The 22,690-nt window shown below is 67.9% G+C and carries 30 protein-coding genes; 21 read left to right on the forward strand and 9 right to left on the reverse strand.

The window, feature by feature from the left end:
* Positions 1-69 precede the first annotated feature (69 nt).
* The gene (gene fbaA / locus ACWAT3_RS13390; RefSeq protein WP_460799176.1) at positions 70-1,098 is read right to left on the reverse strand and encodes a class II fructose-bisphosphate aldolase; all 1,029 of its coding nucleotides are present in this window, start codon (positions 1,096-1,098) and stop codon (positions 70-72) included.
* A 183-nt stretch (positions 1,099-1,281) separates the two neighbouring features.
* Between fbaA and glpX the strand changes: the two genes are divergently transcribed.
* Positions 1,282-2,268 carry a class II fructose-bisphosphatase gene (gene glpX / locus ACWAT3_RS13395; protein ID WP_460799177.1) on the forward strand — a complete coding sequence of 329 codons (987 nt, stop codon included), beginning with the start codon at positions 1,282-1,284 and terminating at the stop codon, positions 2,266-2,268.
* Between the two features lie 150 nt (positions 2,269-2,418).
* Positions 2,419-2,727 (forward strand): hypothetical protein, encoded by a 309-nt coding sequence (locus ACWAT3_RS13400; RefSeq protein WP_460799178.1) that lies wholly within the window; start codon positions 2,419-2,421, stop codon positions 2,725-2,727.
* 19 nt (positions 2,728-2,746) lie between these two features.
* Here ACWAT3_RS13400 and ACWAT3_RS13405 read toward each other — a convergent pair whose 3' ends face one another.
* Positions 2,747-4,027: a DNA recombination protein RmuC gene (locus ACWAT3_RS13405; protein WP_460799180.1), complete on the reverse strand. Its 1,281-nt coding sequence runs from the start codon at positions 4,025-4,027 to the stop codon at positions 2,747-2,749.
* Positions 4,028-4,241: 214 nt separating this feature from the next.
* Positions 4,242-4,826, reverse strand: a complete 585-nt coding sequence (locus ACWAT3_RS13410) for a 3'-5' exonuclease (protein WP_460799181.1) — start codon at positions 4,824-4,826, stop codon at positions 4,242-4,244.
* Between the two features lie 59 nt (positions 4,827-4,885).
* Between ACWAT3_RS13410 and ACWAT3_RS13415 the strand changes: the two genes are divergently transcribed.
* Genes ACWAT3_RS13415 through ACWAT3_RS13445 form a run of 7 tightly spaced genes read left to right on the forward strand, consistent with a single transcriptional unit; the run spans position 4,886 to position 8,500 of the window.
* A complete protein-coding gene (locus ACWAT3_RS13415) occupies positions 4,886-5,629 on the forward strand; it encodes a class I SAM-dependent methyltransferase (protein ID WP_460799183.1) in 744 nt (247 codons plus the stop codon).
* Entirely contained in the window at positions 5,626-5,862 is a 237-nt protein-coding gene (locus ACWAT3_RS13420; protein WP_460799185.1) for a hypothetical protein, read from the forward strand. The genes ACWAT3_RS13415 and ACWAT3_RS13420 overlap by 4 nt, the downstream gene beginning before the upstream one ends.
* A complete protein-coding gene (locus tag ACWAT3_RS13425; protein WP_460799186.1) occupies positions 5,811-6,359 on the forward strand; it encodes an HAD family hydrolase in 549 nt (182 codons plus the stop codon). Before ACWAT3_RS13420 ends, ACWAT3_RS13425 begins: the two co-directional genes overlap by 52 nt.
* Before the next feature lie 11 nt (positions 6,360-6,370).
* On the forward strand, positions 6,371-7,444 hold the full coding sequence (gene ychF / locus ACWAT3_RS13430; protein WP_460799188.1) for a redox-regulated ATPase YchF: 1,074 nt from the start codon (positions 6,371-6,373) through the stop codon (positions 7,442-7,444).
* 33 nt (positions 7,445-7,477) lie between these two features.
* Complete coding sequence (locus tag ACWAT3_RS13435; protein WP_460799190.1) at positions 7,478-7,759, forward strand: type II toxin-antitoxin system RelE/ParE family toxin; 282 nt, start codon at positions 7,478-7,480, stop codon at positions 7,757-7,759.
* Positions 7,746-8,048: a HigA family addiction module antitoxin gene (locus tag ACWAT3_RS13440; RefSeq protein WP_460799191.1), complete on the forward strand. Its 303-nt coding sequence runs from the start codon at positions 7,746-7,748 to the stop codon at positions 8,046-8,048. Before ACWAT3_RS13435 ends, ACWAT3_RS13440 begins: the two co-directional genes overlap by 14 nt.
* Positions 8,045-8,500, forward strand: coding sequence for an NUDIX hydrolase (locus tag ACWAT3_RS13445; protein ID WP_460799192.1), 456 nt, complete (start codon positions 8,045-8,047; stop codon positions 8,498-8,500). Before ACWAT3_RS13440 ends, ACWAT3_RS13445 begins: the two co-directional genes overlap by 4 nt.
* A 96-nt stretch (positions 8,501-8,596) precedes the next feature.
* On the opposite strand, the gene ACWAT3_RS13450 is transcribed toward ACWAT3_RS13445, so the two are convergent.
* Together ACWAT3_RS13450 and ACWAT3_RS13455 are read right to left on the reverse strand one after the other, a co-directional pair.
* The gene (locus tag ACWAT3_RS13450; protein WP_249736834.1) at positions 8,597-9,031 is read right to left on the reverse strand and encodes a hypothetical protein; all 435 of its coding nucleotides are present in this window, start codon (positions 9,029-9,031) and stop codon (positions 8,597-8,599) included.
* Positions 9,032-9,224: 193 nt separating this feature from the next.
* Positions 9,225-9,587 (reverse strand): tetratricopeptide repeat protein, encoded by a 363-nt coding sequence (locus ACWAT3_RS13455; protein ID WP_460799194.1) that lies wholly within the window; start codon positions 9,585-9,587, stop codon positions 9,225-9,227.
* A gap of 325 nt (positions 9,588-9,912) precedes the next feature.
* Between ACWAT3_RS13455 and ACWAT3_RS13460 the strand changes: the two genes are divergently transcribed.
* From ACWAT3_RS13460 to ACWAT3_RS13500, 9 genes are all read left to right on the forward strand, one after another.
* Complete coding sequence (locus ACWAT3_RS13460; protein ID WP_460799196.1) at positions 9,913-10,407, forward strand: GNAT family N-acetyltransferase; 495 nt, start codon at positions 9,913-9,915, stop codon at positions 10,405-10,407.
* A 31-nt stretch (positions 10,408-10,438) separates the two neighbouring features.
* Positions 10,439-11,068: a hypothetical protein gene (locus ACWAT3_RS13465; RefSeq protein WP_460799197.1), complete on the forward strand. Its 630-nt coding sequence runs from the start codon at positions 10,439-10,441 to the stop codon at positions 11,066-11,068.
* 63 nt (positions 11,069-11,131) lie between these two features.
* Positions 11,132-11,752 (forward strand): zinc finger domain-containing protein, encoded by a 621-nt coding sequence (locus ACWAT3_RS13470; protein WP_460799198.1) that lies wholly within the window; start codon positions 11,132-11,134, stop codon positions 11,750-11,752.
* A gap of 52 nt (positions 11,753-11,804) precedes the next feature.
* Entirely contained in the window at positions 11,805-12,350 is a 546-nt protein-coding gene (locus ACWAT3_RS13475; RefSeq protein ID WP_460799200.1) for a GNAT family N-acetyltransferase, read from the forward strand.
* A 36-nt stretch (positions 12,351-12,386) separates the two neighbouring features.
* A complete protein-coding gene (locus ACWAT3_RS13480; RefSeq protein ID WP_460799201.1) occupies positions 12,387-12,551 on the forward strand; it encodes a hypothetical protein in 165 nt (54 codons plus the stop codon).
* Positions 12,548-13,360 (forward strand): alpha/beta fold hydrolase, encoded by an 813-nt coding sequence (locus ACWAT3_RS13485; RefSeq protein WP_460799202.1) that lies wholly within the window; start codon positions 12,548-12,550, stop codon positions 13,358-13,360. The genes ACWAT3_RS13480 and ACWAT3_RS13485 overlap by 4 nt, the downstream gene beginning before the upstream one ends.
* Positions 13,361-13,469: 109 nt before the next feature.
* Positions 13,470-14,033, forward strand: coding sequence for an alpha/beta fold hydrolase (locus ACWAT3_RS13490; protein WP_460799204.1), 564 nt, complete (start codon positions 13,470-13,472; stop codon positions 14,031-14,033).
* Positions 14,034-14,191: 158 nt separating this feature from the next.
* On the forward strand, positions 14,192-15,070 hold the full coding sequence (locus ACWAT3_RS13495) for an AraC family transcriptional regulator (RefSeq protein WP_460799206.1): 879 nt from the start codon (positions 14,192-14,194) through the stop codon (positions 15,068-15,070).
* Between the two features lie 154 nt (positions 15,071-15,224).
* Entirely contained in the window at positions 15,225-15,611 is a 387-nt protein-coding gene (locus ACWAT3_RS13500; protein ID WP_460799208.1) for an SHOCT domain-containing protein, read from the forward strand.
* Positions 15,612-15,702: 91 nt separating this feature from the next.
* Here ACWAT3_RS13500 and ACWAT3_RS13505 read toward each other — a convergent pair whose 3' ends face one another.
* From ACWAT3_RS13505 to ACWAT3_RS13515, 3 genes are all read right to left on the reverse strand, one after another.
* Positions 15,703-16,002 (reverse strand): Fe-S cluster assembly protein HesB, encoded by a 300-nt coding sequence (locus ACWAT3_RS13505; RefSeq protein ID WP_460799209.1) that lies wholly within the window; start codon positions 16,000-16,002, stop codon positions 15,703-15,705.
* A gap of 122 nt (positions 16,003-16,124) precedes the next feature.
* Entirely contained in the window at positions 16,125-16,700 is a 576-nt protein-coding gene (locus tag ACWAT3_RS13510) for a 1-acyl-sn-glycerol-3-phosphate acyltransferase (RefSeq protein WP_460799211.1), read from the reverse strand.
* Between the two features lie 49 nt (positions 16,701-16,749).
* On the reverse strand, positions 16,750-17,226 hold the full coding sequence (locus tag ACWAT3_RS13515; protein WP_460799212.1) for a DUF6328 family protein: 477 nt from the start codon (positions 17,224-17,226) through the stop codon (positions 16,750-16,752).
* A 128-nt stretch (positions 17,227-17,354) separates the two neighbouring features.
* Here ACWAT3_RS13515 and ACWAT3_RS13520 point away from each other — a divergent pair, with 128 nt between their 5' ends.
* A complete protein-coding gene (locus ACWAT3_RS13520) occupies positions 17,355-17,489 on the forward strand; it encodes a hypothetical protein (RefSeq protein WP_460799214.1) in 135 nt (44 codons plus the stop codon).
* A gap of 49 nt (positions 17,490-17,538) precedes the next feature.
* Here ACWAT3_RS13520 and ACWAT3_RS13525 read toward each other — a convergent pair whose 3' ends face one another.
* Positions 17,539-19,011: an MDR family MFS transporter gene (locus ACWAT3_RS13525; protein WP_460799215.1), complete on the reverse strand. Its 1,473-nt coding sequence runs from the start codon at positions 19,009-19,011 to the stop codon at positions 17,539-17,541.
* 165 nt (positions 19,012-19,176) lie between these two features.
* Here ACWAT3_RS13525 and ACWAT3_RS13530 point away from each other — a divergent pair, with 165 nt between their 5' ends.
* Both ACWAT3_RS13530 and ACWAT3_RS13535 read left to right on the forward strand, forming a co-directional pair.
* Complete coding sequence (locus ACWAT3_RS13530; RefSeq protein ID WP_460799389.1) at positions 19,177-21,264, forward strand: ABC transporter ATP-binding protein; 2,088 nt, start codon at positions 19,177-19,179, stop codon at positions 21,262-21,264.
* Positions 21,265-21,371: 107 nt separating this feature from the next.
* Positions 21,372-22,685: an alpha-L-fucosidase gene (locus ACWAT3_RS13535; RefSeq protein WP_460799217.1), complete on the forward strand. Its 1,314-nt coding sequence runs from the start codon at positions 21,372-21,374 to the stop codon at positions 22,683-22,685.
* Positions 22,686-22,690: the final 5 nt, after the last annotated feature.

The following is a 22,690-nucleotide window of genomic DNA, read 5'->3' on the forward strand; positions in this document are numbered from 1 at the left end:
CATCGTCGAACGCAGAATGCCCCGGCCGATCGGCCGGGGCATTCGCAGTTGTGCAGACGCAGCGAGTCGTCAGCTCTGGGACTGTCCGTGGCTGCCGAGCTGGCGGGTCGACTCGACGACGCGAGCGGCCATCGCGGACTCCGCGACCTTGCCCCACGCGCGCGGGTCGTACAGCTTCTTGTTGCCGACCTCGCCGTCAACCTTCAGGACGCCGTCGTAGTTCTTGAACATGTAGTCGGCGATCGCGCGGGTGTACGCGTACTGGGTGTCGGTGTCGATGTTCATCTTGATGACGCCGTTGGCGACCGCGAGCGCGATCTCTTCGTCGGTCGAGCCGGAGCCGCCGTGGAAGACGAGGTCCAGGGGCTTCGGGCCCGTGCTGTACTTCGCCGCGACCTCGGCCTGGATCTCGCCGAGCAGTTCAGGACGCAGCTTCACGCCGCCGGGCTTGTAGACGCCGTGGACGTTGCCGAACGTGAGGGCGGCGATGTAGCGGCCCTGCTCGCCGAGGCCGAGCGCCTGGACGGCTGCGTCGACATCCGCGAATGTCGTGTAGAGCGCGTCGTTGGATCCTTCGTGCGCGACGCCGTCCTCTTCGCCGCCGACGACGCCGATCTCGACCTCGAGGATGGCGTTGATGTTCTTCATGCGGGGGAGCAGGTCCTTCGCGATCTCGATGTTCTCCGCGAGGGGAACAGCCGAGCCGTCCCACATGTGGGACTGGAAGATCGGGTTGCGACCGGCCTTGACCTCTTCCTCGGATGCCGCGATCAGCGGCTCGACGAAGCCGGCGAGGGCGTCCTTGGGGCAGTGGTCGGTGTGCAGCGCGACGGTGACCGGGTAGTTCTTCGCGACCTCGGTCGCGTAGCGGGCGAAGGCGAGGGCGCCGGTGGCGCGGGCCTTGACGGTGTGACCGGCGAAGTAGTCGGCGCCGCCCGTGGTGACCTGGATGATGCCGTCGGATCCGGCTTCGGTCAGGCCCTGGAGGACAGAGTTGATGGTCTGCGAGCTGGAGACGTTGAACGCCGGATACGCGAAGCCGCCGGCCTTCGCGCGGTCGAGCATTTCTGCGTACTGGTCCGGGGTGGCGACGGGCATGAGAACTCCTGCGATAGATGAGGCCGGGACAGCAGTCACTCTATCGTCGGACGCTCCGGATGCCGTTGCCGGCGTCGCTCCGCGAGGAGCTGGCCTTCACTGACGTTAAGAATCGGGATTCCTTCGTGTTGCTAGCGGTGAAACTCCTGTCTTTTCGGACGATCCGCTGGATAGGCTGACCGCATGGTGAGTCTGACGGCCGATCTGAGCCCCCTGCGTCCCGACCGAAACCTCGCGCTGGAGCTCGTGCGTGCGACCGAAGCCGCGGCGATCCGCGCTGTGCCCTTCATCGGGCGCGGTGCGAAGGAAGCGGCAGACGGTGCCGCGGTCGACGCGATGCGCGCGTTCCTCGGAACCGTCGACTTCAAGGGCCGGGTCGTGATCGGCGAGGGCGAGAAGGACAACGCGCCGATGCTGTTCAACGGCGAGGTCGTCGGCACGGGCCGGGGCCCCGAGTGCGACATCGCGGTCGACCCGATCGACGGCACGTCGCTGACGGCTGCCGGGCGTCAGAACGCACTGTCGGTGATCGCCGTCTCCGATGGCGGAACGATGCTCGATGCCTCCAGCGTCTTCTACATGGACAAGCTCGTGACGGGCCCCGCGGGCGTCGGCGTCGTCGACATCCGGCTTCCGATCGGGGAGAACATCCGGCTGCTGTCGAAGGCGCTGGGCAAGCCGGTCGATGAGATCGTGGTCTCGGTGCTGAACAGGCCGCGTCACGAGCAACTGATCCAAGAGATCCGGGATGCCGGGGCCGGCACGCGTCTCATGAGCGACGGCGACGTCGCCGGTGGCATCAACGCGGCGCGGCACGGGGCGCGCACCGACATGTGCGTCGGCGTCGGCGGCAGCCCGGAGGGCATCGTGACCGCCTGCGCCATCAAGGCGCTCGGCGGCCACATCCAGGGTCGGCTCTGGCCGCGCGATGACGAGGAGCGTCAGCGAGGCATCGATGCCGGGCTCGAGATGGACAAGGTCTACGAGGCCGACGATCTGGTGCGCGGCAAGAACACGATCTTCGTTGCGACGGGCGTCACCGACGGCCAACTGGTCGCGGGTGTCCGCCGTGAAGCGGGCTACGTCTACACGGAGTCGGTCGTGCTGCGCGGAGCATCGGGAACGCTGCGTCGCATCGCGAGCGAGCACCTCGTCTCGAAGTGGCTCTGATGCTCTGATCGTCCTGCGGTGATGTCATCGTTATCGACCCGGTACGGCGCTCGCGCGTCGTCGCGTCCGGATTTCTCAGCGGAGCCTGGCAGAATGGTGCCGGATCTGCTGGCGCTCCTCGACCGAGGAATGCCAGGGAGAGGACGAGCGATGAGCATGCAGCACACCGGCAGTGAGAAGGCCGCGCCGAAGGTGGTCACCACCGCGACCGGCCGCATCCTGCGTGTGAACGCGGACGGCACCCTCGGGTCGAGCACGCAGGACGGACCGGCGTCTGCTCAGACAGTCGCCGCCGCACGCAGCGGTATCGCTCAGGACCCGGCGCGTCGTGCTGATGTGCTGTTCCGCGTCCGGCGCGAGGCGGGCCACGAACTCAGCGCATGGTGGATGATCGGCGCTTTCGTCGTGACATCCGGCCTCGTCATCGCCCTGCTCAGCTGGGTTCCCGGCGGCGCGTGACACGCGTTCCCTGAGCCGGTTAGCTCTCCGCCGCGGCATCCCTATGGGTATCGCCGAGCCGGATGCGGAGATTGCCGACGTCCGCCTGCAGGGCTGGCGACGTCGATGAACCCTCGCCGTCGGCCACACCGTCGATCAGTTCCGGTGCGGTGAACCTGCGTCCGGTCGCGAGGATCGTCGCCGGCGTCGAATCGAGCGCAGCTGTATCGATGCCGGGGAACTGGCGCGCCGTCGCCAGCACGCGGCTCTCGAGCGAACCGGCGAATCGGTTGTAGCTCTCGACCGTTCGCTCGAGCGCGCGGCGCAGATCGTCGGCGTGACCGGCGAGCGTGCCGAGGCGCTCGTACAACTGGGTGCCGAGGGCGAGGAGTGTCCGCGCCTCCGTCGACACCTCCTGCTGGGTCCACGTGTACGCGACGGTCTTGAGCACGGCCCAGAGGTTCACCGGCGACGCCAGGGCCACGCGCTTGCCGAAGGCGTAGTCGAGCAGGGTCGCGTCCTCGTCGATCGCCGCCGCCAGCAGCGATTCGTTCGGGAGAAAGCAGATGACGAACTCGGGGCTGGAGTCCAGCCCCGACCAGTACGCCTTCTTCGCCAGCGCATCGATGTGTGCGCGCACGGCCTTCACGTGCTTCTGCATGAGGGCGCGACGTGCCGCCTCGTCCTTCTCACCGATCCCGAGGGCGCTGGCCTCGAGATACGCGTCGAGGGGGACCTTCGCATCCACGGCGATCGACGCACCGCCGGCGAGACGGATCACCATATCCGGTCGGCCCTGACCGCGATCGGAGAAGATCGTGGACTGCAGGTCGAAGTCGACGTGCCGGGTGAGACCCGCGGCCTCGACGACGCGTCGCAGCTGAGTCTCGCCCCAGACGCCGCGCGTGGCTGTGGAGCGCAACGCACCGGCCAGTGACTCGGTGGTCGCGCGCAGCGCCTCATCCGACTCCTGCGCGCGCCGCAGCTGCTCGGCGAGCGACCCGAACTGAGCATGCCGCTCCTGCTCGAGCGAGGAGACCTTCTGCTGCATGTGCTGCAGGCTTTCGCGCACCGGAGCGAGCGCGGTCAGCACGGCGTTCTGATGCTCGACGCGCGTGGCCTCGGCGGCCTGCTGCGCGCGGGCGTGCTCCACGGCATCCCGATACAGGTCGTACTGCCGGTCGCGGTCGTCACGCGCCGCAGCGAGCTCGGCCTGGATCCGTGCCAGCGTCGCGGCACCGCGCGAGGCGCGGGCGTACCACCCCGCCGCAGCCCCGGCGGCGAGGGCGACGATCACGAGGAGAACGGTGAGTGCATCCATGACTTCAGTGTGCGCGTGGCCTCCGACATCGGTCGGATGCGCGCCGTAGAGCCGGCGCGAGTGCACGGGATCGCGTCGAGTGCATGGCCTGCGCCCGCACGCAGGCCGTGCACTCGGCAGCATGTCGTGCATTCGGTGACGGCCCGCCGGGCGAAGCGTCGGGGCGCGGGCGCCGCGCCGACCGCCGGTGCACGGGATCCGCGCCCGGTCGGGCTCAGGCGACGGCGCGCTCGAGATCCGGAGCGCTCACCCGCACGTGCAGCGCGTCGGCCAGGGCATCCACGTCGGCCGCGCCGTGTCGACGGGCGGCATCGATGACGATCTGCGCGCATGCGCGCGCGTCGGCGAGGGCGTCGTGGTGCGAGAATTCGGCGAATCCGGCGGCCGCGGCGGCTTTGGGCAGCCGGTACGAGTCGAGCTGGTATGTCTTGCGGGCCACCTGCAGGCTGCACAGCGATCGGTACGGCGGGCACTCCAGCCCGGTCGCCGCCGAGGCCTTGCGCAGCACGTTGAGGTCGAACCCGGCGTTGTGCGCGACAAGCACGTCCGCACCGGCGAAATCGCAGAGGCGATCGAACTGCTCAGGCCACGTCGCGGCATCCGCGACATCCTCCGGACGGATCCCGTGGATGCGGACGTTCCACTCCTGGAAGTCGTCGTGCCCCGCGGGCGGACGGATCAGCCAGCCCGTCATCGCGACGACCTCGCCGCCGCGCACACGCACGAGCCCGACGGAGCACGCGGAGGCGGGGCTGGAGTTCGCGGTCTCGAAGTCGATCGCAGTGAAATCCAGTGGCACGGATTCACTGTCTCCCGGCATCCGGACACGACGTCGCAGGCTCGCCGTAGGCTGGCCACATGAGCGAAGACGCACGCGCGACATCCTTCGGGGTGCAGGCCGCCAGCTACGAGCTCGCCCGTCCCGACTACCCGTTCGAAGCCGTGGCGTGGATGCTCGAGCCGCTCCCGCACGGCTCCCGACGGATCGCCGATGTCGGCGCGGGCACGGGCAAGCTCACCCGGGTGCTCGCGAAGGCTCCGGATGCCGAGATCGTGGCGATCGATCCGGATGCCGAGATGCTGGCCACGCTCGGGCTGACCGTGCCCGGAGTCCCCACGTTCATCGGCACGGCCGAGCACCTTCCGCTGCCGGACTCGAGTGTGGACGCCGTGGTCCTCGCGCAGGCCTGGCATTGGGTCGAACCGATCGCGGCATCGGCGGAGATCGGCCGTGTCATGCGCAGCGGCGGTGTGCTCGGCCTGATCTGGAACATCCGCGATGAGCGCACGGACTGGGTGCGGCGGCTGACCGGGATCATGCACGGCAGCGCGGCGGAGCAGCTGCTGTCGGGCGCCGGGCCGGACGTCGCGGCTCCCTTCGGCTCGCTCGCATCCGAGGAGTGGGAGTGGACCAGGCCGATCACGCGGTCCCGGCTGCATGAGCTCGCCAGCTCGCGGAGCTACGTGATCACGGCGCCGGATGCCGAGAAGCAGCGGATCAGACGCGAGATGGACGAGCTGTTCGACGAGCTCGGCATCCACGGCGAGGATGCGATCGAGCTGCCGTACATCACGCGCGCGTTCCGGGCGGTGCGGGAGTGAACGAGCACATCGACGCCGTCTTCTTCGACCTCGACGGCACGCTCGTCCACGACGGTGCCGGGGATGCCGTGCGCCAGACCGCGCAGGCACTCGCACGAAGGCATTCCCTCGACGCCGAAGCGATCCTCGCCTCGAATGCTGAGGTGTGGAGCGGGTGCTGGGCGGAACAGGGGAGCGGTGGATGCGCGGCGAGTTGGCCGGTGATGCGCTGCCGCGAGAGATCTGGCGATTGACTCTCGCAGGAATCGGGCGCGACGACGATGCCCTGCTGGAGGAGGCCGTGCTGCTGCACGTCGGTGCCGAGCGCGGTGCCTTCTCGCTGTTCGCCGAGACGCTGGCGGTGCTGGAGGGTCTGCGCGAGCTCGGCATCCCGTTGGGGGTCATCACCAACGGACCCGCCGAGTTCCAGCGGGCGAAGCTCGCGACGGTCGGGATCGACGGCCTCTTCGACGTCGTCGTCGCCTCGGGCGACATCGGCGTGCTCAAACCGGACCGCGAGATCTTCGCCCTCGCGCTGGCAGGGCTCGGCGTCGCGCCGGGACGGGCGCTCCACGTCGGAGACAACTTCGCCGCCGACGTGGTGGGCGCTGCGGATGCCGGGTTGACCGCGGTCTGGATCAACCGCGACGCGGCCATCGCGCCGCGGGCGGACGTGGCGCACCGCGATATCCGGTCGCTGCGGGACATCCTGGTCGAGACGCCGCAGGAGACCGGCATCCCGCGCAGGTAGACTCGTTCCCCGTGGCTCTCACTATCGGAATCGTCGGCCTGCCCAACGTCGGCAAGTCCACCCTCTTCAACGCCCTGACCAAGAACGACGTGCTCGCGGCGAACTACCCGTTCGCGACCATCGAGCCGAACGTGGGCGTGGTGAACCTGCCGGACCCCCGGCTCGACAAGCTCGCCGAGATCTTCGGCAGCGAGCGCATCCTGCCCGCTGCAGTGTCGTTCGTCGACATCGCCGGCATCGTGCGCGGCGCGAGCGAGGGCGAGGGCCTCGGCAACAAGTTCCTCGCGAACATCCGAGAGGCGGATGCCATCGCGCAGGTCGTCCGCGGATTCGCCGATGACGATGTCGTGCATGTCGACGGCGCCGTGAACCCGGCATCCGACATGGAGACGATCAACGCCGAGCTCATGCTCGCCGACCTCGAGACCGTCGACAAGGCGATCACGCGGTACGAGAAGGAGGTGCGCGGCAAGAAGATCGAGCCCGTCGTCCTCGAGACAGCAGTCGCAGCGAAGGATGCTCTCGAGCGCGGCGTGCTGCTGTCGGTCGCTGGCATCGACCTGACGCCGATCCGCGAGCTCGGACTCCTCACCGCGAAGCCTGTCATCTTCGTCTTCAACGTCGACGAGGGCGTGCTCACCGATGACGCGCGCAAAGCGGAGTTGGCCGCGCTCGTCGCACCAGCCAAGGCGATCTTCCTCGACGCCAAGATCGAGTCCGAGCTGATCGACCTCGATCCCGAAGACGCAGCCGAACTGCTCGCATCGACTGGCCAGGACGAGTCCGGCCTCGACCAGCTCGCCCGCATCGGCTTCGACACCCTGGGGTTGCAGACGTACCTCACGGCCGGTCCGAAGGAGGCGCGCGCCTGGACGATCCCGCAGGGGGCGAAGGCACCGCAGGCAGCCGGCGTCATCCACACGGACTTCGAGAAGGGCTTCATCAAGGCCGAGATCGTGTCGTTCGAGGATCTCGTCGCGACGGGTTCCGTCGTCGAAGCGCGGGCCAAGGGCAAGGCACGCCTCGAGGGCAAGGACTACGTCATGCAGGACGGCGACGTGGTGGAGTTCCGGTTTAACGTCTAGCGTTATTGACGGAACTCGTTATACCCTGGGCGTGTGATCAGATCGTTCGGGAATAAGGACACCGAGCGTCTGTGGCGTCGTGAACGCGTGCCATCGATCGATCCCCGGATCCACTCGGTGGCGTTGCGCAAACTTCGTCAGGTGGGGTCCGCGCAGTTTCTTGAGGATTTGCGCATCCCGCCGGGCAACCGACTCGAAGCGCTCAAGGGCGATCGGGTCGGTCAGCACAGCATCAGGATCAATGACCAGTGGCGGATCTGCTTCGTGTGGACCGACGCCGGACCGGAGGAGGTGGAGATCGTTGACTATCACTGACAGGATCGAGCCGATCCACCCGGGTGAGGTCCTCATGGAGGACTTCATCGAGGGATTCGGCATCACGCAGAACAGGCTTGCCGTCGCTATCGGAGTTCCGCCGCGGCGGATCAACGAGATCGTGCACGGTAAGCGGGGGATCACCGCGGACACTGCGCTGCGGCTCGCGAAGTACTTCGGCACGTCGGCGGAGTTCTGGATCAACCTGCAAAGCCACTACGAGCTGGACTGTGCGGAAGATCTCGCGGGAGAACAGATCGCGGCGATCACGCCGTTGAAGGTCGCATGAGCGCTGGGCCGGATCGTCGACTGGTCCGGAAGGTTGTGGCGTACGTCGTGCACGACGGTGATCTCTTGGTCTTCACTCACGACGATGTTCCGCTCGATGTCGCGGGTGTGCAAGTGCCTGCGGGGTCCATTGAGCCCGGTGAAGAGCCCGGCGTGGCCGTCGTGCGCGAGGCACTTGAGGAGACAGGGGTGGCTACCCGCGTCATCCGTGACTTGGGCGTCGAAGTGTACGACGTCTGGCCGTCCAAACCGGAGTTGCACGAGCGACACTTCTTTCAGCTTGCTCCAGTAGAGCACTCAGTGCCTGAACGCTGGTCTGCGGGTGAGGAGGATCCTTCAGGCGGTGGCCAGACTCAGCGGTGGACGTGCCGATGGATCCCTCTCGCGCAGGCGCACGTGCTCTGTGCGGGTTTCGGGGCGAAGCTCGCCGCGATCTCATCATCAGACCGCTAACCGTGACGGAACGTGGTGGAGTTCCGCTTCAACGTGTGACCTGCCGCTTCTGCGTGCATCGCCCCGGTCGTCGACGACGGCCGGGGCGTTCGTCTTCTACCAGGTTCGTGGGTAGTCGAGCGTCAGCAGCATGTCGTCGCGGATGTCGCGCAGGATCGTCTCGTCGAGTTCGCCGATCCGGATGCCGCGCGATCGCTGCGGGGTGATGACATCGTTTCCGGGGCTCCACGCGCGGAGGACGGCGATGCGGGAGACATGCGGGACATGATCGGGCAGTTCGCGAAGCCAGCCGAGCCAGCGTTCCGCGCTGATCTCGTCCTCGCGCGCAGGATCGGCCCGCCGGCCGATCAGCGAGTCGCAGTCGCACATGCGTGTTGTCAGGGTGAAAACGCGCGAAGAGCCGCGCACACGGCTCGAGCTGATGCTCATCTCTTCGGCGACGGGCGCGACGCTGAGCCGTTCCGTGGTGAATCGCTGGAACTCGGTGGTGAAGGCCGCGGCGTTCACCGCCCAGAGATTGATCGCGCACATGGACGTTCACGCTACCAGCTCGGCGGGGGCGTGGCCCCACGATAAGCGCGCCGCGGAGGTGGACAGCGAGTCGGGATACTGAGACCTGATGAAAGGCGGAGAGCCGCGCAGGTCCTGCGGGAAGGGATGCATAGCGAATGGCACTGGTGGCAGTTAGATGGCTGTACGTACCGGAATGCGACCGAGTTCCGCGTCAACGTTTGGCCGATTCGTCTGACGTTGCAGACTCGGTGAGTGCGTCGGCGTAGTTGTGCATCGAGCGCTGGTAGCGCGGCAATGCGTCTATCTGTGCCTCGATCGCGACCCGGAGGGCTTCGTCCTGGCGTCCAGCTCTGTGGAGAGCCAGAGAGAGCCCGACACGAGGCGCGGAGCCCGTCTTTGCGTGCATCGGGGCGGCTTGCAGCACGGCGATTGCCTCGTCGAGGCGGCCGAGATTACGGAGTATCGATCCATACTGGACGGCGAGCTGTGCATGCCTGTCGTGGTTGAGACCGAGCTCAAGAGCGCGCTCGTACTCTGTGCCGGCTTCAGTCTCGAATCCCATGGAGTCGTACATGCCCGCGAGCTCGAACGCCGCCCTCCCGCCCTCAGCCGGTCATCTATCAGCCAAAGCCTGCATCGCTGCCACGCCGCCTTCTCGATCGAAGGAGTCGAAGCGCCCCCCAGAGATCGGCGACGGCTGCTTCCCGCTGTTCACTTTCTGCTGTCATCGCACGAACTCTGCCACGACGCGAAGCCTGTCGACGGTTATTGTCGAGCGGGCGGCACCATCGCCACTCGACCCAGAGGTTGCTCCGTGCCGGAACTCGGTGGAATTCAGGTTCAACAACTGACCGCCCGGACGCACCTGGGCGCGTACTGGCGGATGCCAGGATGATCCCGTGAGTCCCTCCGTGCCACCGGTTCGAATCCGTCCCTACGACAGCGCAGACGCCGATGCGACGCTGCGCGTCTTCCACGAGGCGATCACGGTCACGGCGTCCGTCGACTACGCACCCGCACAGATCGCGGCATGGGCGCGTCCGGAGAAGCGCGACCTTCCTGGGTGGGATCGGGCGATGCGCGCCCGCGACAGCTTTGTGGCACTCGTCGACGACCAGGTGGCCGGGTTCTCCGATGTGAGCGCCGAGGGCTACATCGACATGCTGTTCGTTTCGCCACGCTTCGGGCGACGCGGTGTGGCGCGCACGCTGCTGAGCTTTCTCGAAGCCCGCGCGCGCGAATCCGCGGCGCGGCAGCTCTCCTCGAATGTGAGCATCACGGCTCGGCCGTTCTTCGAAGCCCTCGGGTTCCATGTGGTGGCCGAACAGCATCCCGAGACCGGTGGCGTCGTCATGACGAACTTCCACATGACCAAAGAGCTCAGCCGTGCATGAGGCGTCCACGCCGACCCGCAGCACAGCACGCATGGCCCTCATCACCCTCGCTGCCGTCATCGTGGTCGTGCCTGCCGTGCTCGCCGCCTGGATCGGACTCCTCTTCCTCGCCGAGCACCTCCACCTGGATCTGACCGCGAACGAGGTGTTCGCCTGGCTCATCGCGGCGATCGTCGCGCTCGTGCTCTGGCCGGTCACCCTGCTCGCGACGCATCGGCTGTTCTGGGCGCACCGCCAACGCAGGTTCGGGGACCCGGATCCGGCGAAGAGCGGCATCCGACCGCCGGTGCCGAAAGGCAGGATCGCGCCCGGAGATCGCCTGGGACGCGTCGCGGTCGTCGTCCTCGGCGGGCTGGCGCTCCTGCTCATCAGCGGATCGCAGGAGATCACCGCGCTTCTCACCTTCGGCATCGGCGCGGCGAGCAGCGGACCGCGCTCGGCATGGCTGCTGCTGCAGCTCGTGGTCTTCCTGCTGCTCTTCGCCCTGTTCCTCCCGGTGCTGTGGCTGGCCGACCGGACGTTGAAGACTGTTCCGCCGGCTGACCCGCGTCGGCAGGGACTGCAGATCCGGCAGGATTGGTACCTCGCGGCCGTGACCGCCTGGGTGGCCTGCCTGGTTCTCGGCTACCTGTTCGCCTACCTCGTGCTGACCCGGCTCTGAGCCTGTCGCGCGCGACAGCGTCTGGGTCGGCATCCCGGATTCGACACGACCGCCGGCTGGCTGATGATCGGGTTCGGTCGGAACGGCTGGTTCCGATGGGATGCCGCGGGTGACGTGCCTGCCGCCGAGGCCGTTCCGGAGGTCGCGCGCATCGTGCTCGAGGACGGAGCGGTGATGCGGCTCGTCGACACGGGGGACTTCCTCGCCGTCACGGCGTCGGTCGTGGATGTGCCGACGGATGTCGCCGGCATCGCGGCCCTCGGACCGGATCCCCTCTCGGCGGACTTCTCCCGGGATGATCTCGAGCGCGCGCTCGGCACACGGCGCAAGCAGATCAAGGCGCTGCTGCAGGAACAGGCCGGTCTGGCCGGAATCGGCAACGCCTACTCGGACGAGATCCTGCATCGGGCGCGACTGCCGCACACCGTGCACGCGGCAGCGCTCGACGGCGAAGCGCGGGACCGCCTTTTCCACGCCATCTTCGATGTGATGACCGGAGCGGTCGCGGATCGCCGCGGGACGCCTCCCGATCGTCTCAAGCAGGCGAAGGTCGAGGCGATGGTCGTGCATGGGCGGGCTGGTGAGGCGTGTCCGATCTGCGGCGCGACGATCCTCGATCGCGCCTCCGGCGGCGCATCGGCGCAATTGTGTCCGCACTGCCAGCCGGAAGCGACCGCGCGCTGACGCGGGGCGGTCGCCGGCGGAGCGATCTCGTGCGCCCGGTTAGGCTGACACGATGCCCATCGACGTCGTGCCTCACGGATCGCTGACGTCCGATGAGATCGCCGGGTTGAGGCACCTGTTCGACGCGGAGTACCTCGATGAGCACGGCGAGTGGGATCCCGCCCAGCCCTACGGCTACGCGCCCCACGACGTGCACGTCATCGCGCGCTGGGATGGCCGCATCGTCGGACACGTGGGCTGGGAACGCCGAACCATCGGTATCGGCGATGTCGATGCGACAGTGGCCGGCGTCGGAGGAATGCTCGTCTCCGCGCAGGTGCGTGGCCTCGCCCTGGGCATCCGGATGCTGGCGATCGCGGCCCGCTCGATGCAGGACGCCGGCGGCATCGCCTATGGGTATCTGGGCTGTCGTGAAGAGGTCGCATCGTTCTACCGATCCTGCGGCTGGCAGCGGATCGTCGTGGCGGAACGGTCTATCGCGCGGGACGGGTCACCGGTCGTCGACGAGCCAGGACAACCGGTACTCGTGCTCCCGATCGAGCACGATATGGCGTCGTGGCCGGCGGGCGCCGTCGATCTCCGCGGACGCGCCTGGTGACCGGGCGTACTCTGTGAGTGTCGAAGGAGGAGCGCCATGACGTTCGATGCTCAGCATCCCGGGCACATTCCGGCCGAGGGTGAGCCGTCGGTTCCCGAGCTCGAAGAGGACGAGACGATCGCACCTCGTCCCGAGGAGGAGATCGCCGACGTCCTGCGGGCCGAACCCGACACCGCCGATCACCGTGCAGGTCGCGGGTGACGGCGACGACCACGCTTCGCCGAGGCGACGTCTCGCTCGTCGTCACCGACGTCGGTGGTGACGGTCCGCCGCTGCTCCTGCTCCACGGTCTCGCCGGCAGTTCGCGAGAGCTGATGCCCACTGCGCAGGCGCTCGCCGATTCGTTCCGCGTCCTGCTCCTGGACCAGCGCGGTCATGGCAGGAGCACTCGGCGGCCGGACGACGTCTCGCGCGAGGCCTATGTCGCCGATGTCGTCCACGTGCTCGAATCCCTCCTCCCCGGCCAGCGCTGCGTGCTGATCGGGCAGTCGATGGGAGCGCACACGGCGTTCCTCGTGGCCGCCTCGCGTCCCGACCTCGTCGACCGGCTGGTGATGCTCGAGGGACACGTCGCCGGCGAGGATGATCCGCAGAGCGCCGCTGATCTCGGGCGATACTTCTCCACCTGGCCGTCGACGTTTCCCGATGAGGGCGAGGCGCGCCGGTTCCTCGGCTCCGATGCGATCGTGGACGCCTGGATCGCCGATCTCGAGAGCACCCCGGCCGGTCTGCGGCCGCGCTTCGACGCCGACGTCATGGAGGGTGCGATCCGCGCCGTGCACGTCCCCCGGTGGGACGAGTGGGCACAGCTGGAGCCACCGACGCTTGCGGTGTTCGCCGCGCATGGCATGTTCACTGCGGCAGCCAAGGATGAGCTGCTGGAGCGCCGCCCCGCGACCCGTCGGGGCGAACTGGTCGGCGGCAGCCATGACGCGCACTTGGACGCGTTCGACGAATGGATCACGGTGATCCTGGCCTGGCTGATCGACGACGATTCACTGAGCCGGTGACGGGCCGCGAGCCCGTCGGACGCAGACGGGGCTCCGGTAGCATGGTCAGTCCGTGCCGCGCCCGCATGGCCGAAGGCGATCATGACGGCCATACGAGAGGACTGACCACGTGAGCGACAGCAGCATCTTCGACCCGAACGGCCGTGCCGTGCCCTACGCCGATGAGGGGGAGGGGCCCGTCGCTCTCGTCCTGATCCCCGAGGCCGACACCGACAGCGAGGTGCTCGGCATCGTCGCGCACTACCTCGCCGAGGAGGCCGGCTTCCGCGTGCTGCGCATCGGGCACCGCCCTGATGCGGTCTCGCTCGCGGAGCGCTCCGACGACGTCATCGCCGTCATGGACCACGTCGGCCTCGTCGACGCGTGGATCGGCGGCCACGGTTTCGGCGGTACGGTCGCGGCCACGGTGGTCGCCGAGCATCCGGACCGATCGAACGGGCTGCTCCTGCTGGGAGTCGCGGATGCCGAGATCGCCCTCGCCCCTGTGCTGCCCATCCTCATCGTGCAGGCCACCGCCGACGAGGTCACTCCGATGTCGAACGCCGAGCAGTTGCACGCCACCGCGCCTGAGCGCTCGAGCATCAAGACGGTCGAGGGCGCTGACCACCTGTTCCCGGTCACGCACCCGGTCGAGACCGCCGTCATCATCGAAGAGTATCTCGACTGGGACTGATCCATCCCTCCTTCCGATGACCGCGCGTCGCCGTAGACCGTCGCCGTAGACCGTCGCCGAAGCACGAACGCCAGCGCGTCCGTCCGATCGGATCGGGCACGGATGATCGGGCGACGAGCGCGCCGACCGACGAGCATCGATAGGGAAAGGAGGACCGCATGATCGGCACCCTGAATGCTCTGGTCGACCTGATCGAGGATGACCTCGAGAACGACCGTCCAGCGCAGGACATCGACATCGTCGCCTTCGCCCGCGCGCACGCGACGACGGAGTACCACCTGCGCCGTATGTTCGCGTCGCTCGCCGGGATGCCGGTGTCGGAGTACATCCGACGACGGCGGATGACGCACGCGGCTGCGGAACTCGTCTCGGGCGCACCCGACCTGCTCACGGTCGCGGTGCGGCACGGGTACGGCTCGGTCGAGGCGTTCAATCGCGCATTCCGTGCCGTGCACGACACGGCGCCGGCTCAGGTGCGCCGGAACGGCGGTCCTCTCCGCACACAACCCACGCTCCGATTCCGTCTGAGCGTCGAAGGGAGAGTCCCCATGGACGTCACCATCACCGAGCGCCCCGCGTTCACCCTCATCGGCCACGCCGTCGAGGTGCCCCTCATCCACGAGGGCGTCAACCCGCACATCCAGGCGCACATCGCGTCGTTTGCGCCGGAGGAGCATCTGCGCCTCAAGTCGCTGAGCAACACGGATCCCGCCGGCATCCTCGCCGTCTCCGACGGACCGGAACCGGATGCCGTGGAGGGAACGCCGCTCATCTACCTGCACGGCGTCGCGGTCGCCCACGGCACCCGGGTGCCCGACGACCTCGACGCGATCGAGTCGCCCGCCGGCACGTGGGCCGTCTTCGCATCGCGCGGAGCGTTCCCCGAGACGCTCCAGAGCCTGTGGGCGGCGACGGCGACCGAATGGTTCCCGTCGAACCCGTGGCGGTTGCGCCCAGGGCCGTCGATCGTTCGCTACCTCGAGCTGACCGAGACGCACGCGACGTGCGAGCTCTGGCTGCCTGTCGAGCGCGCATAGGGCTTGTGTTCGCGGCCCGGTCACCCGGAAGGGGTGACCGGGCCGCGCCGGTTCGACCGGGCGCTCGGCGAGGCGGTACGGTTCCAGTGGCCCGCCGTAACCGGCGGCATCGCATGTGCCGTGACGGCGGCATCCAAAGAAAGGCACAACACCCATGAATTTCTGGGCATCATTCTGGGACATCATCTGGTGGTTCATCTTCATCTTCGCGTTCGTGTCGTACCTGTACGCGCTGTTCGCCGTGATCGGCGACCTGTTCCGCGACCGCAAGCTCAGCGGCGGCTGGAAGGCCCTGTGGATCATCTTCCTGATCTTCGTGCCGTTCCTGACGGTCCTGGTCTACCTGATCGCCCGCGGCGGCGGCATGGCCGAGCGCTTCGCCGAGCAGGCGCAGGCGGCCAAGGCCTCCACCGACGCGTACATCCAGCAGGTCGCAGGCGCCAGCCCGACCGACGAGATCGCGAAGGCCAAGGAGCTTCTGACCTCCGGTGCGATCACCACCGAGGAGTTCGAGGCGCTCAAGGCCAAGGCCCTGAGCTGATCCTCTCCTGAGCGGACAGAACCGCCCCTCGTCGACCTGTCGACGAGGGGCGGTTCTCTGCGTGCGGCCAGGTGCCGCCGGCGAAGTGCGGTCAGGCGGGCTGGGGAAGGATGGTGAAGCTCACCGAACCCTCGCCGTCGACTCCGGCATCCAGAACCTTGTCTGTCAGCGCCTCCGCCGCGGCCGTCTCGAGGTAGACGCGCGTGCCGGCGGCTTCGATGACCTGATCCGCGGGTTCCGGCGAGGGGACCACGTGCACGGCGAAGCGCGTCTCTCCGTTGGGGCCCGGTGCGGGTGCGGATTCGATCCGCAGGCCGGCATCGTCTCCGTTCTCCTGGCCGGTCACGATCGTGGTGACGACGGCGTTTGCATTGTCGGTGAGGGTGAGCACGACGCTCTCCTTCCGTTCGCGGGCATACCCCGGTCGAGGCATGTCCGGGCCACGATTCCGGAGACGGCGGATCGCTTCAACCCCCTGGACGCGACTCGGAGGGTTCTCTCACCTTCGGCGGCTCACGCCGCGTTACCCTCCTCACGCAACCGTGGTTCGGTGCGACGCTCCGGCCGCGCTCCGGACTTGTCGGCGTAGAAGGCGCGGATGCGGTCCATGTCGGATGCGACATCACCGGTCATCTCGAAGCTGGGCCCGAGACCGGTCGTCATGGTCGTCCGGTCGACGAAGCCGAGCGTCACCGGCATCCCGGTCTGCCTGGCGATGCGGTAGAAGCCGCTCTTCCAGTACTCGTTGCCGCCACGGGTGCCGTCCGGCGTGATCACGAGACCGAACACGGCGCCGGCATCCACCTGGGTGATGACGTCCGAGACGACGCGGGCGGGGTCGTCCCGATCGACGGGGATGCCGCCGAGGCGTCGCATGATCGGCCCGCGCCAGCCCTGGAAGAGGCTCTTCTTGCCGAGCCAGTGCACATCGATGCCCAGACGCCACGCGATCGCCAGCATCAGCACGAAATCCCAGTTCGAGGTGTGCGGTGCGCCGATGAGCACGGTGGGCCGATCCGGTGCCTTCGCCCCGACGAGCGTCCAGCGGCTGAACGTCCAGAACAGTCGGGCGAGAAGGCGCTTGAGCATCAGACAACCGTAGGGCACACCGCATGCGTGCGCCGGCATGGAACCGGCATCAGGTGCGGCGGGCCCATCGGGGGAGGAGCACCCACAGCACCACGACGATCACGCTGGCGCCGACGATCACGGCGATGGACGCCGCGCGATCGAGGACGAAATCGACGATCAGCGCAGTCACGCCGATGCTCAGAAGGCCGATGACGCAGAGGTCGGCCTTCACGATGCGGGATGTGAAGCGGACGAGATCGGGCTTGCGTCGCATCCCGAACCAGGCACGATGCAGCCCCACTGGCGTCAGCGACAGGATCGTCGCCAGTGCTGCGAGACCGACGAGGACGAGGTAGACCCCGCGCTGCAGATCGTCGAGTTCGGTGAAGCGCGGCTGGAAGGCCACGGCGAGCAGGAAGCCGGAGAGGACCTGGGTTCCCGTCTGCATGACGCGCAGCTCCTGCATCAGCTCTTCCCAATTGCGATCCGCACGCTCGCTGGCCGTCTCGTTGCGGCCGTCGGCCTGCGCATCCACATCGCTCATACCGGCAGTCTCCGGCGTGGGCGGTCGCGATGTCCAGTCCGTATCCGTGATCACCTGCACTGTGCGATGATTCGCGGTCCGCGGCCGTGGAAGGAGCCGCTGGGCATGGCCGGGCGTAGCATGGAGGGATGAGCGATCCTCAGACACCCGAGACTCCGACCGTCGCGCAGCCGCTGGCCGCGCCGGTGGGGCTCAACCTGCTCGGCGACGCCGATGCCGGTGCGTGCAGCGGCGGGTTCTGCACGATTCCGACAGCGGACTGACGAGGCACGCCTCGTCCGCCCCACCGAGTGGCAGGGCGGACATCAGGGGTCAGTGACCGCCGTGGAACTCGCCGCCGACGTCGTCGGCCGGCTTGCGCACGAACGGGCTCAGCGCCACCGCGGCGAGCGAGATGATCGCAGCGATCAGGAACGCCATGCGCGCACCAGGAGCGCCGGCGACTGCCGTGGACAGTCCTTCGCTCTCACCGGCGTGCAGGATCGACGAGTACGTGACCGTGAGCAGTGCGACTCCGGCCGCCCCGCCCACCTGCTGGAGCGTGTTCAGGATTGCGGAGCCGTGCGAGTACAGCGACCGCTGCAGCGAGCCGAGGGATGCGGAGAACAGCGGCGTGAACGACATCGCGAGGCCGACCGACATGGCCGCCTGGACGATCACGAGCACCCACGCCACGGTGTGCTCACCGACGGTGGAGTAGTAGAACAGCGCAGCCGACACCAGGATCGTGCCGGGGATGAGCAGCGGGCGCGTGCCTCGCGCGTCGTAGACGCGTCCCATCACCGGGCCGAGCAGACCCATGAGCACGGAACCCGGCAGCAGGATGAGGCCGGACTCGAGAGGCGAGAGCCCCGCGACGTTCTGCAGGTACTGCGGAAGCAGGGTCAGTGTGCCGAACATCGACAGCGCGAGGATCGTCATGATGACCACGGACAGCGTGAAGTTGCTCGAACGGAACACGCGCAGGTCCAGCAGCGCATCGTCGATGCGCTGCAGCATCAGCTGACGCCAGACGAAGAGCGCGAGCGAGACAGCGCCGACGACCAGGGAGATGATGCCGGCGGTCGCCCCGGATCCGCCCTCGCCGCCGAACTGGCTGAGGCCGAACACGATGCCGCCGAACCCGAGCGCGGCGAGCGGGATCGAGAGAACATCGAGCGGCACCGAGCGGGTCTCGCCGAGGTTCGTCATCCAGCGGATGCCCATGCCGAGTGCGATGAGCGCGATCGGAAGGATGATCGCGAACAGGGCGCGCCAGCTCATCGTGTCGAGCACGGCACCGGCGACCGTCGGGCCGATGGCCGGGGCGAGCGAGATCACGAGGCCGACGCGACCCATCATGCGTCCGCGGGACTGCGGAGGGACGACGTTCATGATCGTCGTCATCAGCAGCGGCATCATGATGCCGGTACCCGCGGCCTGGATCACGCGTCCGGCCAGCAGCACGGTGAACCCTGGCGCGACGAGGCACACGAGCGTGCCGAGGGAGAACGCGGTCATCGCGGCGATGAACACCTGACGCGTCGTGAAGCGCTGCAGGATGAATCCGGTCGTCGGGATCACGACGGCCATGGTCAGCATGAATGCGCTCGTCAGCCACTGACCGAGCTCCGGCGGGATGCCGAGGTCGGTGTTCAGGTGCGGGATCGCAATGCCCATCGTGGTCTCGTTGAGGATCGCGACGAACGCGGCCACCAGCAGCAGCCAGATCACGCGCATATCCGAGCGGGGGATCATGGGCTCGGCGCGCTGAGTGGTGGGAATGGAACCTGTGGTTGTGGCCATGACGTCTCCTTGCGTTCAGGACGGGCGGACGGCCACCGGCGGAACCGTCAGAATCGGCATCCGCGCGAGGGCAAGCCTCTAGAGTAACCGCGGGGTGCGACATCGCATTCCCGATCCGCCACCGGATCTCGGGAATGCTTGCGGCGTTAGGCTGACCGCATGAGCATGGGCGGCGGACACGGTGGTGGGGGTCGCGGTGGTGGGCCGGGCGGCGGCGCGGGTTTCCGGGGCGTAGATGAGGCCGCCCAGAAGCGGTTGAATGCCGAGGCGCCGCGCATCCGCGGGCTCGGCAAGCGGGTCATCGGCCTGTTCCGGCCGTATCTGTGGCGCATCGTGATCACCGGCATCCTCGTCGTCGCTGGCGCGGCGATCGCGGTGATCCCGCCGCTGCTCGTCCAGCGCATCTTCGACGACGCGCTCTTCCCCGTCGACGGCTCCAGTCCTGACCTCTCCCTGCTGCTGCGCCTCGTCGGCCTGATGATCGGGCTGTTCCTGCTGTCCGCGGCGCTCGGCGTCGCGCAGACCTGGTTCACCTCGACCGTCGGCAATCGGGTGACCGGCGACCTGCGCGTCACGCTCTTCGAGCACCTGCAGGAGATGGAGCTCGGATTCTTCACGCGCACCAAGACCGGCGTCATCCAGTCGCGTCTGCAGAACGACGTGGGCGGTGTCTCCGGTGTGCTGACGAACACCGTCACGAGCATCCTGGGCAACACGGTCACGGTCATCGCCTCGCTCGTCGCGATGATCCTGATCGATTGGCGCCTCACCCTGATCGCCGTGGTGATGATGCCGTTCCTCATCATCGTGCAGCGCCGCGTCGGGCAGGTGCGGGCCCGGATCGCGGGCGAGACGCAGGAGTCGCTCAGCGAGCTGACCAGCATCACCCAGGAGACGCTGAGCGTCTCGGGCATGCTGCTGTCGAAGTCGTTCAACCGGCAACGCGCGGAGTCCGCGCGCTACCAGGCAGAGAACCGCAATCAGGTCGTGCTGCAGGTGCGCCGCGCGATGAGCGGGCAGGGCTTCTTCGCCGTCGTCCAGGTGCTGATGTCCTCCGTGCCGGCGATCATCTACCTCGTCGCCGGCTACCTGATCACCGGTGGCGTCGACGCCATCACCGCCGGTACGGTCGTCGCTTTCACGACCGTTCAGGCGCGGCTGCTCATGCCGCTCATGGGCCTCATGCGCGTGGCCCTCGACCTGCAGACCTCGGCCGCGCTGTTCGCGCGCATCTTCGAGTACCTGGATCTGGTTCCCGAGATCCAGGACGCTCCGGGAGCGATCGACGTCGCGAGCGCTCCGGGACCCCGAGGGCGGGTGGAGTTCCGCGACGTCGTGTTCCGATATCCGGATGCCGCGGCGGACGCCAGGCCCACGCTGCAGGGCGTGTCGTTCACCGCCGAACCCGGTCAGCACGTCGCATTCGTGGGACCGTCGGGCGCCGGCAAGACGACCGTGCTGTATCTCGCGCCGCGGATGTACGAGGCCTCGGCGGGGGAGGTGCTCTTCGCCGGTGCCGATGTGCGCTCGCTGTCGCAGGGCTCGATCATCGACGAGATCGGCATCGTCTCGCAGGAGACCTATCTGTTCCACGCCACGATCCGCGAGAACCTGCTGTATGCGAAGCCGGACGCGACCGAAGGCGAGATCGTCGCGGCCTGCCGGGCGGCGAACATCGATCACATCATCGCCGGCTTCGAGGAGGGCTACGACACGATCGTCGGCGAGCGGGGGTACCGGTTGTCCGGCGGCGAGAAGCAGCGGATCGCGATCGCCCGCGTGCTGCTCAAGGATCCGCCGGTGCTGCTGCTCGACGAAGCGACGTCCGCTCTCGACACGGTGTCGGAGCGCGTGGTGCAGGAGGCGCTGGACGAGGCGGCGCGCGGGCGCACGGTGCTGTCGATCGCCCACCGGCTGTCCACCGTCATCGGCGCCGACGTCATCCACGTCCTGGAAGCCGGGCGCATCGTCGAGTCGGGAACGCATGCCGAGCTGCTCGCGGCCGGTGGCCTGTACGCCGAACTCGCGGCGCAGCAGATCGCGGCATCCCGCATCGACGGGGCGGAGGACGCGGCGGAAGCACGCGCCGCCCTCGGATTCTCCGGCGGGCTCATGGCGGCGCTGTCCGACCGCCGTGCGGACCAGGCTCCCGAGGATTCTGCGGGAGAGGATGCCGTGGCCGCCCTCACCGCGCCGGTGTCGCTACTTGAGGAGAGTACGTCCGAAGAACGGGTTCACCCGCCGGAGGCGTGAGTCAGACATCGGAGGTTTCTGCGTGCGTGCTTGACGTTGTTGCGCATTCTGTCAAGAATGGACGCGGATACATCCGATCTTAACGACGCGACGGACGGCAGCTTCTCATGACCGACAAGACCTGGACCGATCTGGATCGCGACCTGCCCGAGTGGTTCGGTCGCGCGAAGTTCGGGATCTTCATCCACTGGGGCGCCTACTCGGTGCCGGCATGGGCCGAACCGATCGGAGCGCTCGGCGAGGTCGAGGACGACGACACCTGGTTCGCGCACAACCCCTACGCCGAGTGGTACTTCAACACCATCCGCATCGATGGCAGCCCGGCGCAGGCTCATCACCGCGAGGTGCATGGCGACGCGCCCTACGACGACTTCCTCGATCAGTGGCGTGCGGAACGCTTCGATCCGACGGCATGGGCCGCGCTGTTCGCCCGTGCGGGCGCAGAGTACGTCGTCCCGACGACCAAGCACCACGACGGCATCACCCTGTGGGATGCGCCGGGCACCGGCACCCGCAACACCGTGCATCGGGGTCCGCAGCGCGACCTGATCGGCGACATCGCCGACGCCGTGCGCGCGGAGGGCATCCGGTTCGGCGTCTACTACTCCGGCGGGCTGGACTGGTCCGTCACAGACCTGCCGCCGCACCGCACCGGCGAAGAGGTCCACACGCTCCGCTCGAACGAGGCCTCGTACCACGACTACGCCGCGGCGCATGTGCGCGATCTCATCGATCGCTATCACCCGGACGTGCTCTGGAACGACATCGAGTGGCCGGATGCGGGTAAGCACCGCGGGCCGGGCGGGCTGCATGAGCTGTTCCGCGACTACTTCGCCGATCATCCGGACGGCGTCGTGAACGACCGATGGGGACGCACGTACTACGACGTCGCGACGACGGAGTACTCCGCAGGCAAGGAGAACGAGGACAAACCCGTCTGGGAGAACAACAGAGGACTCGGCTGGTCGTTCGGCTACAACCGTCTCGAGTCTCCGAAGGAGACCCTGGATGCGATGCAGCTGGCCAAGGACTGGATCGATCTCGTCTCCAAGGGCGGCCGCCTGCTCCTCAACGTCGGGCCGACCGCCGAGGGCGACATCCCCGAACTTCAGCAGCAGACGCTCGAGGGCTTCGGGCAGTGGAAGCGCGACGTCGCGGACACGGCGGCCGTCACCGCACGCACCGCGCAGGAGCAGCGCGGCAATGACGATCGCTGGCGGCGCGACTGGGAGACGCCCATCGAGCGGATCGTGTTCCTCGAGGATCTCGGCGAGCACCGGATCGACCCGCAGGGGATCGACCTCGATCGAGCCCGCGTGCTCTCGGGTGATGTCACGTTCGAGCGCGATGGGGATGCGGGAATCCTGCGCGTGGACGGCGTGACGCACGGCCCAGCGGCGGTCGCCTTCGCTCGCCGCTGACGTCC

This window comes from Microbacterium sp. GXF0217 (genome assembly GCF_054798195.1).